13 protein-coding genes and 2 pseudogenes are annotated in these 13,606 nt (G+C 60.1%); 5 read left to right on the forward strand and 10 right to left on the reverse strand.

Going from position 1 to position 13,606, the window contains the following annotated elements:
* Nucleotides 1–127 precede the first annotated feature (127 nt).
* The 4 genes and pseudogenes from WBV42_RS10235 to hemC all read right to left on the reverse strand — a co-directional run.
* Nucleotides 128–222: pseudogene (locus WBV42_RS10235) on the reverse strand (RNA-guided endonuclease TnpB family protein); the annotation flags it as partial.
* A 28-nt stretch (nt 223–250) separates the two neighbouring features.
* Nucleotides 251–1,663, reverse strand: coding sequence for a DHHA1 domain-containing protein (locus WBV42_RS10240; protein ID WP_423985938.1), 1,413 nt, complete (start codon nt 1,661–1,663; stop codon nt 251–253).
* A 27-nt stretch (nt 1,664–1,690) separates the two neighbouring features.
* A complete protein-coding gene (locus WBV42_RS10245) occupies nt 1,691–2,434 on the reverse strand; it encodes a uroporphyrinogen-III synthase (protein ID WP_423985939.1) in 744 nt (247 codons plus the stop codon).
* 2 nt (nt 2,435–2,436) lie between these two features.
* Entirely contained in the window at nt 2,437–3,537 is a 1,101-nt protein-coding gene (hemC, locus tag WBV42_RS10250) for a hydroxymethylbilane synthase (RefSeq protein ID WP_423985940.1), read from the reverse strand.
* Nucleotides 3,538–3,687: 150 nt separating this feature from the next.
* Here hemC and WBV42_RS10255 point away from each other — a divergent pair, with 150 nt between their 5' ends.
* Nucleotides 3,688–4,026, forward strand: coding sequence for a HalOD1 output domain-containing protein (locus tag WBV42_RS10255; RefSeq protein ID WP_423985941.1), 339 nt, complete (start codon nt 3,688–3,690; stop codon nt 4,024–4,026).
* An 88-nt stretch (nt 4,027–4,114) separates the two neighbouring features.
* Here WBV42_RS10255 and WBV42_RS10260 read toward each other — a convergent pair whose 3' ends face one another.
* Nucleotides 4,115–4,948: a TrmB family transcriptional regulator gene (locus tag WBV42_RS10260; RefSeq protein ID WP_423985942.1), complete on the reverse strand. Its 834-nt coding sequence runs from the start codon at nt 4,946–4,948 to the stop codon at nt 4,115–4,117.
* 491 nt (nt 4,949–5,439) lie between these two features.
* Complete coding sequence (locus WBV42_RS10265; protein WP_423985943.1) at nt 5,440–5,604, reverse strand: hypothetical protein; 165 nt, start codon at nt 5,602–5,604, stop codon at nt 5,440–5,442.
* Between the two features lie 358 nt (nt 5,605–5,962).
* On the opposite strand from WBV42_RS10265, the gene WBV42_RS10270 reads away from it, so the two are divergent.
* A complete protein-coding gene (locus tag WBV42_RS10270; RefSeq protein ID WP_423985944.1) occupies nt 5,963–6,439 on the forward strand; it encodes an Lrp/AsnC family transcriptional regulator in 477 nt (158 codons plus the stop codon).
* A 20-nt stretch (nt 6,440–6,459) separates the two neighbouring features.
* Here the strand turns inward: WBV42_RS10270 and hemL are convergent, their stop codons facing one another.
* The 4 genes from hemL to WBV42_RS10290 all read right to left on the reverse strand — a co-directional run bounded on the left by hemL (nt 6,460) and on the right by WBV42_RS10290 (nt 11,407).
* Nucleotides 6,460–7,800, reverse strand: coding sequence for a glutamate-1-semialdehyde 2,1-aminomutase (gene hemL, locus WBV42_RS10275; protein WP_423985945.1), 1,341 nt, complete (start codon nt 7,798–7,800; stop codon nt 6,460–6,462).
* Between the two features lie 61 nt (nt 7,801–7,861).
* A complete protein-coding gene (locus WBV42_RS10280; RefSeq protein ID WP_423985946.1) occupies nt 7,862–8,038 on the reverse strand; it encodes a hypothetical protein in 177 nt (58 codons plus the stop codon).
* A 257-nt stretch (nt 8,039–8,295) separates the two neighbouring features.
* A complete protein-coding gene (locus tag WBV42_RS10285) occupies nt 8,296–9,480 on the reverse strand; it encodes an aspartate kinase (RefSeq protein WP_423985947.1) in 1,185 nt (394 codons plus the stop codon).
* Nucleotides 9,481–9,775: 295 nt separating this feature from the next.
* Nucleotides 9,776–11,407 carry a PQQ-binding-like beta-propeller repeat protein gene (locus WBV42_RS10290; RefSeq protein ID WP_423985948.1) on the reverse strand — a complete coding sequence of 544 codons (1,632 nt, stop codon included), beginning with the start codon at nt 11,405–11,407 and terminating at the stop codon, nt 9,776–9,778.
* A 272-nt stretch (nt 11,408–11,679) separates the two neighbouring features.
* Between WBV42_RS10290 and WBV42_RS10295 the strand changes: the two genes are divergently transcribed.
* From WBV42_RS10295 to WBV42_RS10305, 3 genes and pseudogenes are all read left to right on the forward strand, one after another.
* Nucleotides 11,680–12,258 (forward strand): hypothetical protein, encoded by a 579-nt coding sequence (locus WBV42_RS10295; RefSeq protein WP_423985949.1) that lies wholly within the window; start codon nt 11,680–11,682, stop codon nt 12,256–12,258.
* A 105-nt stretch (nt 12,259–12,363) separates the two neighbouring features.
* The gene (locus WBV42_RS10300; protein ID WP_423985950.1) at nt 12,364–12,597 is read left to right on the forward strand and encodes a hypothetical protein; all 234 of its coding nucleotides are present in this window, start codon (nt 12,364–12,366) and stop codon (nt 12,595–12,597) included.
* Nucleotides 12,579–13,606 (forward strand): annotated as a pseudogene (locus WBV42_RS10305) (hypothetical protein); the annotation flags it as partial. The gene WBV42_RS10300 and the pseudogene WBV42_RS10305, both read left to right, overlap by 19 nt.

The following is a 13,606-nucleotide window of genomic DNA, read 5'->3' on the forward strand; positions in this document are numbered from 1 at the left end:
TATACCGCGTCGGTCACGACGAGATACAGAAAAAGAGCACCTTAGACTTTGCCGTCCAGTGAAAATGAACAATGACGGCGATTCACGCCCGCCGTAAACGGCGGGATTCTCTCGCCTGAATCAAGATAGTGTCGTGAGCGTGCTTTAGAATCCCACGTCGATGCCGACACATGACTCGGGCGTCTCCGGTTTCGCGGGTGGATCATCAGGGGTTTCGACACCTGACGGTAACGGAATAGAAATCGAACCGCTACCCGAGTTGCTCGCCGACAAGGTCGTCGGCGCGCTCGATGAACTCTTTTTCCGTGCCTTTCGGCACCGTCGCACCGGCGGCGACGTTGTGGCCGCCGCCGTCGCCGCCGACCGCCTGCGAGGCGGTTTTCATGACGACCGAGAGGTCGAGTCCCTTGCGGGTGAGGTGGGGCGTGCCGCGCGAGGAGACTTTCACGTTTTCGTCGTCCTCGTTGGCGAACGCGATGATGGGGACGTTTCGGTCGATACCGTTCGCGCCGACGGCCATCCCGGCGACGATGCCAACGATGGTCTCGCGGATTCGGTCCTCCGCGTGGAACCACTGGACGTTCTCCTCCATGGTGACGCCCTCGGACTGCACCCAACTGATGGCCTCCGAGAGGTTTCGACGGTGATTCTTCAGGAGCGTTCTGGCCCGCTCCAACGCGGCGTCACGGTTGCCGAGACAGACCGCGAGACCGACGTCCGCGCGGTCGTAGCGCGCCGTCGCGTTGAGCAGGGTGGAGAACTCGCTCACGTCGCGGAGTTCGGTTCCCTCGGGTTCCGCGGCGAGCGTGTAGGTGGTGCCGACCAATCCGTCGATTTTGGTCGCCGAGACGCCCTTTCGCATGGCTCGCTTGACCAGCGCGCTGGCGACAGTCTGGCGTTCGTCGGCCGTCAAATCAACCCAGCGCCGCCAGTCGCCGTCCTCCTTCAGGTCGATGCCGACGCCATTGAGAAATCGGAGGGCGCCGTTCTGGTCGTTCGAGATACCGGGGATGTACACGTCGGTCGCGTACTCCAGGAGTTTCGGGAGGGGTCTGGTCTGCTTGCCGTACAGCGCGAGGTCGGTACCGGTTTCGACCACGCCCGCGTCGAGTCCTTCCTCGACGATACCCGTGTTCGCGCCGACGAGTTCACCGTCGGAAATCTGCATGTCGCCGACCGCACCGACGACGGCGAGGGCGGCGAGGTCACGGTTGTCGCCGTCGTCGGGTTCGAGCGCCCGCGCGAGGACGTAACTCGCGCCAGCACCGGAGAGTTCCGAGGAGCCGTCCAGACCGAATAGAAGCGGGTTGAGGTGGAATTCGGTGTCCGCGTCGGCTGGCTGGTGGTGGTCGGCGATGACCGGTTCGAAGTCGCCCGCCGACTCGTGTTCCGTGATGATGTCGAGTTGGCCGCTCCCGAAGTCCGTGAAGAGGACGGTGTCGTAGTCGGTTGCCGCGATTGCGGCGAGTTCCTCGGCACCAAGTTGCTTGCAGAACACCGTCTCGAACGGCACCCCGGCGCGTTCGAGGGCGGACGACGCGATAGCGGCGCTCGTCAAACCGTCGGCGTCGATGTGCGAGGCGAGCAGTATATCGTCCGCTTCGCGTACTCTGTCCGCACAGGCCGTCGCGCGGGCTTCCAACTCGGGAACCGGGCTACTCATGGAAACATCCTTGTCACGTTCTCGGATTTAAACTTGGGCCTCGTCGTTCGGTTCGTCGTGGAGACGGGCGACGGCCTCCTCCGCTAATCGGTCGAAGGAAGCAGTGTCGGGGACGACATCGACGCGAACACCGTGCTCGCGGGCGGTGTCGTTCGTCGGAGCACCGATAGCACCGACGAGAACGTCGTCCAGTGCGTCCGTCACCTCGTCCCGGATGTCCCGGTCTTCGGCGGCGTCGAGGAAGTGTTCGACCGTGAGCGACGACGTGAACAAGGCGGCGTCGAGGTCGCCGTCGGCAGCGATTTCCGCCGAACGACCGGCCCCTTTTGGCCGGACGAGTTCGTACAGCACCGTCTCGTGGACGTCGGCACCGGCGTTCGCCAAGCCGTCGGTCAACACGTCGCTGCCGTGGTCACTGCGGGCGACTTCGATGGACTTTCCATCGACGCGGTCGGCGAGCACCGCGACGAGTCCCTGTGAGGAGAACTCGTCCGGGACGATGTCGACGTCGTAGCCGTACTCGCGGAGCGTCGCGGCGGTACGTTCGCCGATGGCACAGACGGTCGCATCGCCGGGATTCCAGCCGTTTTCGTCGGCGAGTTCGACGCCCGTCTTGCTCGTCAGAACGACGAAATCGGCGTGGCGTGGCGTTTCGTCCGTCGGATGAACCGCCAGCATTGGGTCCGGAACGGGGTTCACGTCGAGCGATTCCAACAGTTCCACCGCCTCGTCGAGACGTTCGTCGTCCGGCCGGAAGACGGCGACCTTCATCGTCACTCACTCCCTTCGCGGGCTTCCGCGATGAGGTCGCGGGCGCCACGCTCGGCGAGTTCGTTCGCCACCTGCTTCGCACCGGTGACGTGCGTTTCGACCGGCACGTCACGTTTGAGGGAGATGACCTCGGAGCCATCCTGACTGAACACCTGTACGTCCACGTGGACGTTTTCGCCTTGGATGATGCTGTGGACGCCGATCGGGGCGATACAACCGCCATTCAACTCGCGAAGGATCGTTCGCTCGACGGTCGTCTCGACTCGGGTCCGTGGGTGGTCGAGGACGGTATGAAGGTCGTGGGCGAGTTCCGAATCCAACGTCATGACCGCCAGCGCACCCTGTCCCGGCGCGGGGACGAACTGCTTCGGCGGCAGTCTCTCGTACTCGACGTGATGGGCGAGACCGCTGCGCTGGAGTCCCGCCTCGGCGAGGACGATGGCGTCGTACTCCGTTTCGATGTCGCGTTCGAGCGCGCCGCGTCCGACCTCCGAGAGGTCGTTGAACCACTCGTCTATGTTCTTGTCGTACGGGAATTCGTAGCTGTCCTTCTTGCCGACGTGGCCCTTTCGTTCCTTTTCCTCCTCGGTTCGCTCCTCGTGTTCCGCTTGAAGAACCGGCGCGAGGAGTTTCTCGATTCGTGTGTCGACGTTGCCGCGGAGCGGTTCGACGGTCAAGTCGGGACGGAAGTTCAGCAGTTGGGCTTTCCGCCGGAGACTCGACGTGCCGACGACCGCACCGTCGGGAAGCGCGTCGATCGGCTTGCCGTCGGGCGTCACGAGGGCGTCCTTCGCGCTCGCGCGCTCGGGGACGGCCGCGACGATGAGTTCGTTCGGATGCTCGGTCGGCATGTCCTTCATCGAATGAATCGCGCCGTCCACGTCGCCGTCCAATACCTGCTGGTCCAGATCACGGACGAACGCGCCGGTCTTTCCCAGTTCCGTGATGAGTGCGTCGTCCAGTTGATCCCCCGTGGTTGCTACTTCCACCAGTTCGACGGAGTACCGGCGGTCTTCCAGTGCCGCCTTTACCTCTCCCGATTGTCGAATGGCGAGGTCGGACCCTCGTGTAGCGAGACGGAGTTCCTTTCCTCGATGGCTCATATCCGACAGTGAGACCCCGACATTGAAACCACCTTCGCAACCTTTCTCGGCACGCGGAAGCCCGTTCGAAATGGTGCAATCGGACGGTGTCACTCAGTTAATCACACAAATCCATATTTATAGTAGAGAAAACGGTAGAGGGAGACTGAGATGAGCAAAGAGGACTCATCGGTTCACGGCAACAGTACCGACGAAAACGACGACACGATACGGATACGATACGATTGGGACACCACGGCACCCAGCACCGCCGTCGCCGAAACGGTTGCGAGGGCGGCGGGGAGCGAACCGAACGAGATAGAACCGCTCTACACGCACATCGACCCGGAATCGTTGGACGCACTTGTTTCTTCCAGAAAGAAGAGTCGATGCGAGACGACCAACTCGATTTCTTTCTCATACGATAAGTACGACGTGACCGTTCGAAGTAGCGGCGAAGTCGCCGTACGAGACGGCAGGTCACGTAAACGGAACACGTCGGGTGGGTGACTCCGATGTACCGAATCAGCAAAAAATGGAGGAGTGAACCTATCGCAGCGAGCTGAAAGGAGAGTCGAATCGAATTCGGACTTTCGTCCTAATCCTCGACGATTTCGGGGTCATCGACGGACGGCAAGCCCGTCGCCATCAATCGCCGGGCGATGACGACCAGACCGTTGTCGAATCCTCGTCCGAACACCGCTTTCTCCGTGTTTATCCCCCCGGTAGCCGTTTCGTGGGCCGAACTGACCAGAATCGTGTTCTGGTCTATCAGCAACAGTCGGCTGATGACCGTCTCGTCGGCCTCCTGAATCGGCGAACTGTTCAGCCACTCCAACCCCGAGACGAAGACGCTGGCGTCGGGGATTTCGTTCTGCATTCGCTCGCGGAGCGTATCGTCGGACGTTCCGATGAGAACTCGAATCCCGGTTTCCTGTGCCACCCGAAGGTTGTCGAGAAGGTCGTCCGTGACGACTTCCTCCCGGCCAAGGATGAGGATTATCTCCTCCCCGGCGCCGTCGATGAGTTGCTGCGTTCGATTCCGAATGGCCGTCGTACCGGTAAGCGACCAAACTTCGTGTGTAATCTGCTCGGTGCTGTCCGATTGTACCGGTTCGATATCGGCCAGCGCCTCGACGAGCGTTTCCGTCCGCGATTCGTACTCCTGTCGGAGCGTTTCACCCGCTTCCGCGATAGGAACGGCGCGAAACTGCTGCGGATTCGAGTGTTGAATCTCGACGAGTCCCTTGGTTTCCAACACCCGAATCGCGTCGTAGACGCGCGTTCGGGGCACTTCGGATGTCTCGCTTATCTCCTTCGCCGTCGCTTTTGGTAGTTTGGATAACGCTACGAGACACTTCGCCTCGTACTCTTTCAGCCCGAGTTGCTGAAGCAATTCGACCGCCTGATCGTGATTAGATACGTCCTTCATGGGTCCCAACCATGCTACCGGGTGTTCCGGTACCGTCTACGTTGTTTTGTCGCCGTTCATAAGTCAGTTCCCGTCCGACTGGCCACGGTGGTCCGACAGGACAGACCCTTCTACCTAATTGAAGTATCCAGACGACCATTAACTTGCCCTCTCGGGTCTCGACAAGTCTGCTTATTTCGAAGATAATTCGGGCATAGATACGCATTCCGCAATCACCATCTCTGAATCGAGCGGAAATAGCGACTCGAAGTTTTTTTTCCGCAACGTCACGAACGCACGGCCGATTCAATTATGCGATGAGAGTCACGAAATAGAGGAGTCGCGCGGAACGACGACTGGCCATCACACCGGAACCAGCTGATGGTTAACCCGGATAATCACAGTAAGGTTATACGGAGGTAGTTCCAACGAAGAATTGGTATGGAGTTCGACAGGGTCCCAACCTAAATGTCGCTCCGTACCATCTCGATGACGAAGAGAAACGAGAGAAATCAGTCCTGCTGCGACGCATCCGACAGTATCTCTTGGTTTTCGACGAGAAGCGTAAGCAGCGGTTTGATCTCGTCGAACTGCGGTCCTTTCGTGACCTGCTCGGAGATTCGGTTCCAATCGATGTACCCGTAATCCTCCAACTTTGGCAGGTGCACGTGTTGCATCAGAACCGCCCGCTCTCTGTGACTTTGCTTCCAACTGGTGGGGTTGGTCCCGTCGTTTTGTGGATTCTCTCGCGCTAAGGCGATTAACAGGCGTCGCCGATGAACGTTCGAGAGAATATCCATGTGTTCGTCAAGCATGACATTCCCTATCAAATGCAAGGATACCAAATAGGTTAAACAGCCGAGTATTTCACGAGTTCTAGTCGATTGAGGAAGTGAGTGACAAAATTTGGCCAGCACCGTCGAGCGAAAATCGGCGAATCACGACCGAAGGGCAAAAAGGAATCACAGGGCTAAATCCGCTGTTGTAGTCCTTTCGTAGGAAACAATCAACCCATCGAGTGACGTACCGAGTAGTATGAGCAGGCCGCTCGACAACGTGGACCGTGGCGTTCTCTTTCACCTCCAGCGAGACGCACGGAACACGACAACGCAGGAAATCGCCGAAACCGTCGGCGTCTCGGCGAGTACCGTCCGAAATCGAATCGAAGAGCTCGAAAATAATGGTGTCATTATGGGATACTATCCCGAGATCGACTACGAAGCCGCGAATCTACCGCTCCGCGTGCTGTTCGTCTGTACGGTCCCGGCCACCGAGCGGACCACCTACGTCGATCAAATGATGGAAATTCAAGGGGTGGTCGATGTCCGCAAGATGCTCACCGGGCGGCGGAACATCCACGTCGAAGTCGTCGGGACGAGCACACAGGACATCACTCGAATCACGGATACGCTCCACGAATCGGGCGTCATCATCGAGAGTTCGGAGATAATGCGCCAGCGCCGCATGCAACCGTTCGATCACTTCCACTTCAGCGAACAGGAAGAGAGCTGAATCGAACACCTCGAAAGGAACTACAGCGCTTCCTTGTACGCTTCCAGCGTCGCCTCGATGTCCTCCTCGGTATGAGCATAACTGAGGAACTGGGATTCGAACTGGTTGGCCGTCAAAAAGACGCCCTCGTCGAGCATCGCGGGCCAGAAGAGGCGTTCCCAGCGCTCGGTCTCGGCGCGGTTCACGTCGCCCTTGTCCTTCGGGCAGTAGTCGAATCGGGGGCAATCGGGGTCCTGCACGCATCCCGCTTCGCACTGGCCCGACAGGTCGCGTGGCCCGTCGCGGGTGAAGATGACCTTGAACATGCTGTCCATCCCGACGACGGTGTACTCGGGCGCGCGGTCCGCGAGGATGTCGGTCAGCCCCGAGCGGAGTTGGTCGCCCAGTTCGCTGAGGTGGTCGTACACGTCGTGTTTCGCGGCGTAGCGAAGGGTTTCGAGTCCGGCGGTCAACGAGAGCGGATGGCCGGAGTAGGTGCCCGCCTGGAACACGTCGCCGGTCGGCGTGAACTGCTCCATGATTTCGGCCCGGCCGCCGATGGCTCCGACGGGGAAGCCGCCGCCGATGACCTTCGCCAGCGTCGTCAGGTCTGGCGTGATGCCGAACTTGCCCTGTGCACACTGCAACCCGCCGATACGGAATCCGGTCATCACCTCGTCGAAAATCAGGAGGGAGCCGTGGTCCTCGGTCAACTCGCGGAGGATCTCCAGATAGCCATCCACCGGCGGGACGCTGGCGCAGTTGCCGAGAAGCGGTTCGGTGAGGACGCAAGCGATTTCGTCACCCTTCTCTTCGAACAGTTCGCGCGCCGCTTCGGCGTCGTTGAACGGGAGCGTGATCGTCTCCTCGGCGAACGCCGCCGGAATCCCGTTCGAACTCGGTTCCGAGGCCATTCCCGCGTTGCCCTGCACGAGCGTCGATTCCTGTGCGCCGTGGTAGCCGCCCTGCATGACGACGATCTTGTCGCGGCCGGTGTAGCCGCGGGCGAGGCGCACGGCCGAGGAAGTCGCTTCCGTCCCGCTGTTGACGAAGCGGATCATCTCGACGCTCGGGACGTGCCGGGTGACGAACTCCGCGAGTTCCACCTCGACCTCCGTCGGTGCGCCGTACATCGGCCCGTCAGCGAGTTGGGACTGCACCGCCGACTGCACTGGGTCTGGCATGTCGTGGCCCAGCAGCAGCGGTCCGTAGCCCATCACGTAGTCGATGTACTTGTTCCCGTCCGCGTCGACGACGTGTGCCCCGTCGCCGCGTTGCACGAAGAACGGATACGGTCTGACGGCCCGAACGGGCGAGTTGACGCCGCCCGGCGTTACTGACAGCGCACGGTCGTACAGGTTTCGAGAGCGCTCGCGGTTCATGTTCGGCCGGTTCGGACTCCCGCGTAAAGTTTGTGTCGAGAGGTGCGTGGAAGACCGTCGTTCACTCGTTCTTCGCCGCCGCCGTTTTCGTGACGTCGGAGAATTCGAACTGCGCCCCGCCCGTCTCGCTATCGGTCAGCGAGCAAGTCCACCCGTACACGTCGGACAGTTCCCGAACGAATGCCAATCCGAGACCCATCCCACCGTAATCCGACGCCGTCGTGTACCCGAGCACCATTGTGAGAAGTGTGATGGAACTGGGTAATTACCGTTGTGGTATGCAAATCGATAAGACGAAATGTCGGGCGGTTTGGCGCAATCTATCCCCAATTGACGGGATTTACGGATTCACGATCGGATGAAAATACGTGCTGTCAGACGATTGCTGTCGGTCGATACTCGTGTACGTGTCGTGAACACGAATGGGATACGGTAGGCGGACGGGATACGGTGGGAGCGGCTTGGAACCCGTTCTACTGCTGGCCAACTGCAGACCTACTGCTGGAAGTGATTTTGGAGGATTTCCAACGTCCGTTCGCGGTCGTCCCAGTCCACGAACAGGGCGACGCTGGTCGCGCTGGTGATGAGGTCGTGGATGTTGATGTGCGCTTCCGCGATGGGGTCCACGAGTTCGTGGATGATTCCCGGTTCGTTCGGGAGTTCGCCGCCCGTCACCCGAATCACGGCGATCGGGTCGTCGACCGTCACGCTGGAGAGCGATTCCTCGTCGATGACCTCCTGATGGAGGATGTTCTCGGCGCGTTCCGCTTCCTCGGTGTCCACGTAGAACGTGATGCTGTCCATGCCGCTCGCCACGGCGTCGATGTTGATGTTACCGGTACCGAGCGCGGTGGAAAGGTCGGCGAGGATACCCGGACGGTTTCGGATCGCACGGCCCGCCAGGGTCATGCAGGCGAGCGGCGACTCGCGCATGTCGATGAGGTTCTCGAACTGGCCGGTAACGTTCGTCCCACCGGCGAGCAGGTCGCCGTGCTGGTAGTGGACGACGCGGACGTGGAGGTTGTCGTCCTTGTACGAGAGCGCCGACGGCGCGACGACCTCGGCCCCGCGGAACGAGAGGTTTCGAAGTTCGTCCACCGTTATCTCGCCGACGTTCCGTGCGCCTTCCACGACGCTCGGGTCGCCGGTCATGACGCCTTCCACGTCGGTGACGATGACGACTTCGTCGGCGTCCATGTACGTGCCGAGCATCACGGCCGTCGTGTCGCTGCCGCCGCGTCCGAGCGTCGTTACGCCTCCTTCCTCGTTCTCCGCGAGGAAGCCCGTGATGATCGGGACGACTCCGTCCATCTCCGCCGCGAGTTCGGCGGCGCGCGCTTTCGTCTCCTCGACGTTGACCTCCCCGCGCGTGTTGGTGATGACCGGCCACTGCTCGCTTCCGGGTTCGAGGAAGATGGCGTTCACGCCGCGCGCGGACAGGGCGGCTTTGAGCATTCGGACGCTCGTGCGCTCGCCCATGCTGACAATCTCTGCGCGGTCCGGTTCGTCCGCGTCGAAGTGAATTTCGTCGAGCAGTTCGTCGGTCGTGTTGCCCATCGCGCTGGCGACGACGGCGATTTCGTGTCCTGCTTCGACGGCTGCTGCGACTGAGTCTGCGGCACGGTTGATGCGGTCTCCGCTTCCGAGGCTGGTGCCTCCGAACTTGGCGACTACACGCACCGAACCACCTCTTGTGGTCGGTTATTCATGCGCGGGCATAGCCACGGTGGGCAGATAACTGCTTGCATGTCAAGCATTTCTGCCAGTTACTCCTTTGACATGACGGGAGGGGAGATCACGACGGACGGCATAGACAGCGCACGATTCGCCGCCGCGCGTGAGGGAATTTCCCTGTGTCGGTCTCTGGTGCTCTGTACGATCACGAACCATGTTTTCAGGCTCGTCTAATTCGATAAAGGGGTTTCGATTTTTAGGTTGGCCTAAAACAGAAACCGGTGCGGCGCGTCGTCGTGAATCAGTTTGCCGCCATCGAAACGCTCGCCGTGTCCGTCTCGCCGTCCCCGTCCGTGACGCGAACCGTGATCGACAGCGACCCACAGGAGGGAAGGGACACGTGAATCGAACGTCCCCCTCTCTCGTACGCACCATCCCCGTCGACATCCCACTCGAACCGAAGTTCGCTCCCCGTCGAAGCGGACGCATCGAGTTGGAGGACGTCGCCACCGTCGAGGTCGGTCGAGTCGGGACTCGGCGTGACTTCGATACACGCATCCAACGATGGGGACTCGGTTTCCTCGTCAGGTTTGTCGGAGGTTTCGTCCCCACCGTCCGGTTCGTTGTCATCCGGCAGTCCGGTATTCCCGTCCGGTTGCAGGTCGGACGACCCCAGCGCGAAGAAGTTCGAGTAGTACGTGTACTCGTAGTCGAGCGTCGCATCGACGGGATACGTCGCAACGTACAGTTTGTCGTTCGAAATCACGGGTACCCCGGCGGCGGGGGGATTTTCGGGCGACGTTTGGAGGTCAGTGCTGTCGAGTGGGTACGTCCACTGTAACTCGCCGGTCGAATCATCGATAGCGTGTATGATACCCAGTTCGGAGATGTTCCCGCCGAGGTACACCGTTCCGTTGCCCACGACCGGGTTGCTGAAGGATTCTCCCACCATGTTCGTCGTCCACGCCGTCTCCCCCGTCATCCTGTCGAGTGCTTTCAGGGTGGAATCCTCAGAGGTATCGACGAATATCACGTGCTCGTCGGTGATGACGGGGCGTCCGTTCCACCGGTTCTGTTCCGAGGACTCGTAGTTCCACTCCAGCCGACCGGAATCCGGCGACCGGGCTTGTATCTCCACGCTGTCGTCGTCTCCGGTGAGATAGTTGGTTTGGGAGAAATAGACCATTTGTTCGGTTGACGACGGGTTGCCGAGCGTCGTGTCGTCCGGGGATACACGCCATTTCATCGACCCGTCTGCGGCGTTCAACGCCTTTCCATCGCTCAGGAAAAGGGTTTCGTCGGTGTAACTCAGTGCATCGCCGACGTCCTCCGACAACCCGGAGACGCCGGCAGTTTGCCAGACGGTATTCCCGGTTGGGGGGTCGAACGCGTACGTCCCGTGTCGGTTCGAGCTGAAGATCCGGTCGTCGGTCACGACGGGGGGAGACCAGACGTCGTGGTCCGTCCGTGTCCACACCGTCTCCCCGGACGCAGCATCGAGCGCGTACATCCCCCCATCACCCGAGTTTGAGGTTTCGAAGCTCTTCGTCGCCACGTACACCTTGTCGCCATCGGTCGTGGGTGGCTTCGGACTCGGAATGTCGGTTCGTTTCCACCGTCGCTCGCCGGTTTCGAGGTCGTATGCGCCGAGATATCCGGTGGTCTCTCCGGGCGTGTTGTCCGATGTAACGGCGAGATACACCAGTTCGTCGGTAACGATCGGCTCGACGTGGAACATACTTCCGTCCAAATCCATCTTCCAATCGAGTGTGGCGTACGGTGTCGGACCGTCGTCTTCGGTCGTTCCCGTTCGACTGGGTCCAGAGCGAGGCCCGGTCCATTGGTACGGTCGAATTTCGGAACCACCGCCCCCGGCGGAGGCGTATCCTCCGAACGCCGCGACACCCACCGTAGCACCGATCGTTTTCAACATCGTTCGTCGGTCGATTCCCGTTCGCGTGTGGGATTCTCCAGGCATCTGTCTCGAACGTTAATTCAATAATCGTACAAATTGTTATGATGCCCCTGAACAGTATATTCCATCTTTAGGCAGAGTATAACAATAGATTCGATAGTGCTTATGCGAAGTATGGTGAGAGGAGAAATCAGAAACGAAGACGCACGACTGCTCGACCGAATCGATCGGAACCGACGTCCGACTGTCTGGGGGGCAATCCTCGAAATTCTGCTGGGAGAGGGGATCTGATGCCGACCTACAATATCGTCGATCAGGGGGCAGACAAAAACGGAAACACGGCCATCGATCCGATTCTAGGCGACCTCGTCGGCAGCAATACGACGATCGTCTTCCCATCGGGAACCTACAAGCTCAACGGGATTACCATCGAGTCAGGGACCAACAACCTCGAACTCATCGCGCCGAACGGTGCGCGACTCGTTCCCGGTGTTTCGAGCGACAACACCCGTTGGTTCGACGTGTACTCGAACGGGTTCGTCCTCGACGGGTTCGAACTCGATATGCGGAACACGCCGATTCCACCGTTCGTCCGCATGAACTCCAATTCGGGTAACTGGGAACTCAGACGACTCATCACCCGTGGAAAAGTGCGGGCAGCCACCGATAGCAACGTCGGATCGAACGATTCGAGCGACGCACGCACGTACTTCCGGTTATCCTCCGCGGACGGAAAACGCGGACTCCTGCAAGACTGCTATTTCAACGAGGGGGCGTGTGCTGCGGACGAGGCGAGCAACCGGCGTGCGATACTCGTCGAATCCGGGAAGGGGGCGCTCACGTTCAACCGTTGTTGGTTCGAGCTGTGAGGAGAGAACACGATTTACGCGAAGAAACCCGAAGGAAAACTCAAAATCCTGAACTGCTTCGTCCGCAACACACAAAACGGTCTGCGCCTCGGGGGGAACACGGAAGTGAGAAACTGCGTCTCCATCAAGGACGGACAACATCCACGGTCGGCGTGGTCGGGCGGGTCGCTCCAACGCGGTGTGAGCTGCGAGGCCAACGTTCCCGCGGATTCGGCGGACGGGATCAACAGTTACGACGGAACGCTCACCATCGCGGATTGTGATTTCTATCACCGCTACCAGTCACCGAGTTGCGGCGGACCGATCACGGGACAGGTCACGTGTCAACGGATCGCGTAGATAACACCCGAATCAGCTACGATTCGACGAAGAACCACGACGCCATCTACACGTACGATAGCCAGATGTCCGATGGGACACCAGCAAATCTCGAATATCTGGAGTTCAATGACGTCCAGGCACGCAACGACCACAGCAGCGAGTACGCGATCTACATCGGCCAAGCACCGGACGAATGGGGAACGGTGTCTGGCGTTCTCGGTGGGTCCGGTCCACAGACCAACTCGACCTACATTAGCAACCGGATGACCATCAACGGGAATCCCGACGAACCGAATACGACGCCGCCGTTGCCCGATCCGCCAGCGCTCGGTACCGTTCCGCTGCAATCCGCGCAACTCGTTCGCATCGACAATACGGGCAACGACTCGCCAACGACATACCGGATTACGGCCGGGGAGAACGCCCTTCCCGCAGGCAACGAAGGTTCGACGATGACCATGTCCTGGGGAGAGGACGGCGGGCCGAGCAGGCCGGGGAATTCGTCGGTCGCAACCGGATCAGTTCCCGCGGGAAAGATCCACTCGTTCTACGTGACCGGCGGTATCGTTTCGACCGAGTCGAGCGGACCCGCGGTGTGGACGGTCGATGGGGAACCGTACACCCCCGGCAGCGAAGTACCGCTGTTGACGAAAACGATAACCAGCGGGAAACAGGAAAGCGTAGAGCAGTGGCAACAGGTCACCTCGGCCGTACAACCGAGTGGCGTCGTCGTCGCGAAACCGCTGTCGTACGACGGAGAGAACCCGGCGCACGTTCGTCTCCGAAACGTGGCGGATGGCGATTTCGAATACAAACTCGAAGAATGGGAATACCTCGATGGATCGCATATCAGTGAAACGTTCCATTCGCTTTCGGCGGGGACGAACGAACAGGTGTTGCAACTGGACAACGGCAAATCGTTCAAGGTAAAAGGCGGACAAGCGGAGGTTTCCGACGCGAAGACGACCGTTTCGATGGGGGATTTCTTCGGGGGGACGGCACCGGTCGTATTTGCACAGCCACAGAC

This window comes from Haladaptatus sp., from assembly GCF_049589095.1.
GTDB lineage: Archaea > Halobacteriota > Halobacteria > Halobacteriales > Haladaptataceae > Haladaptatus.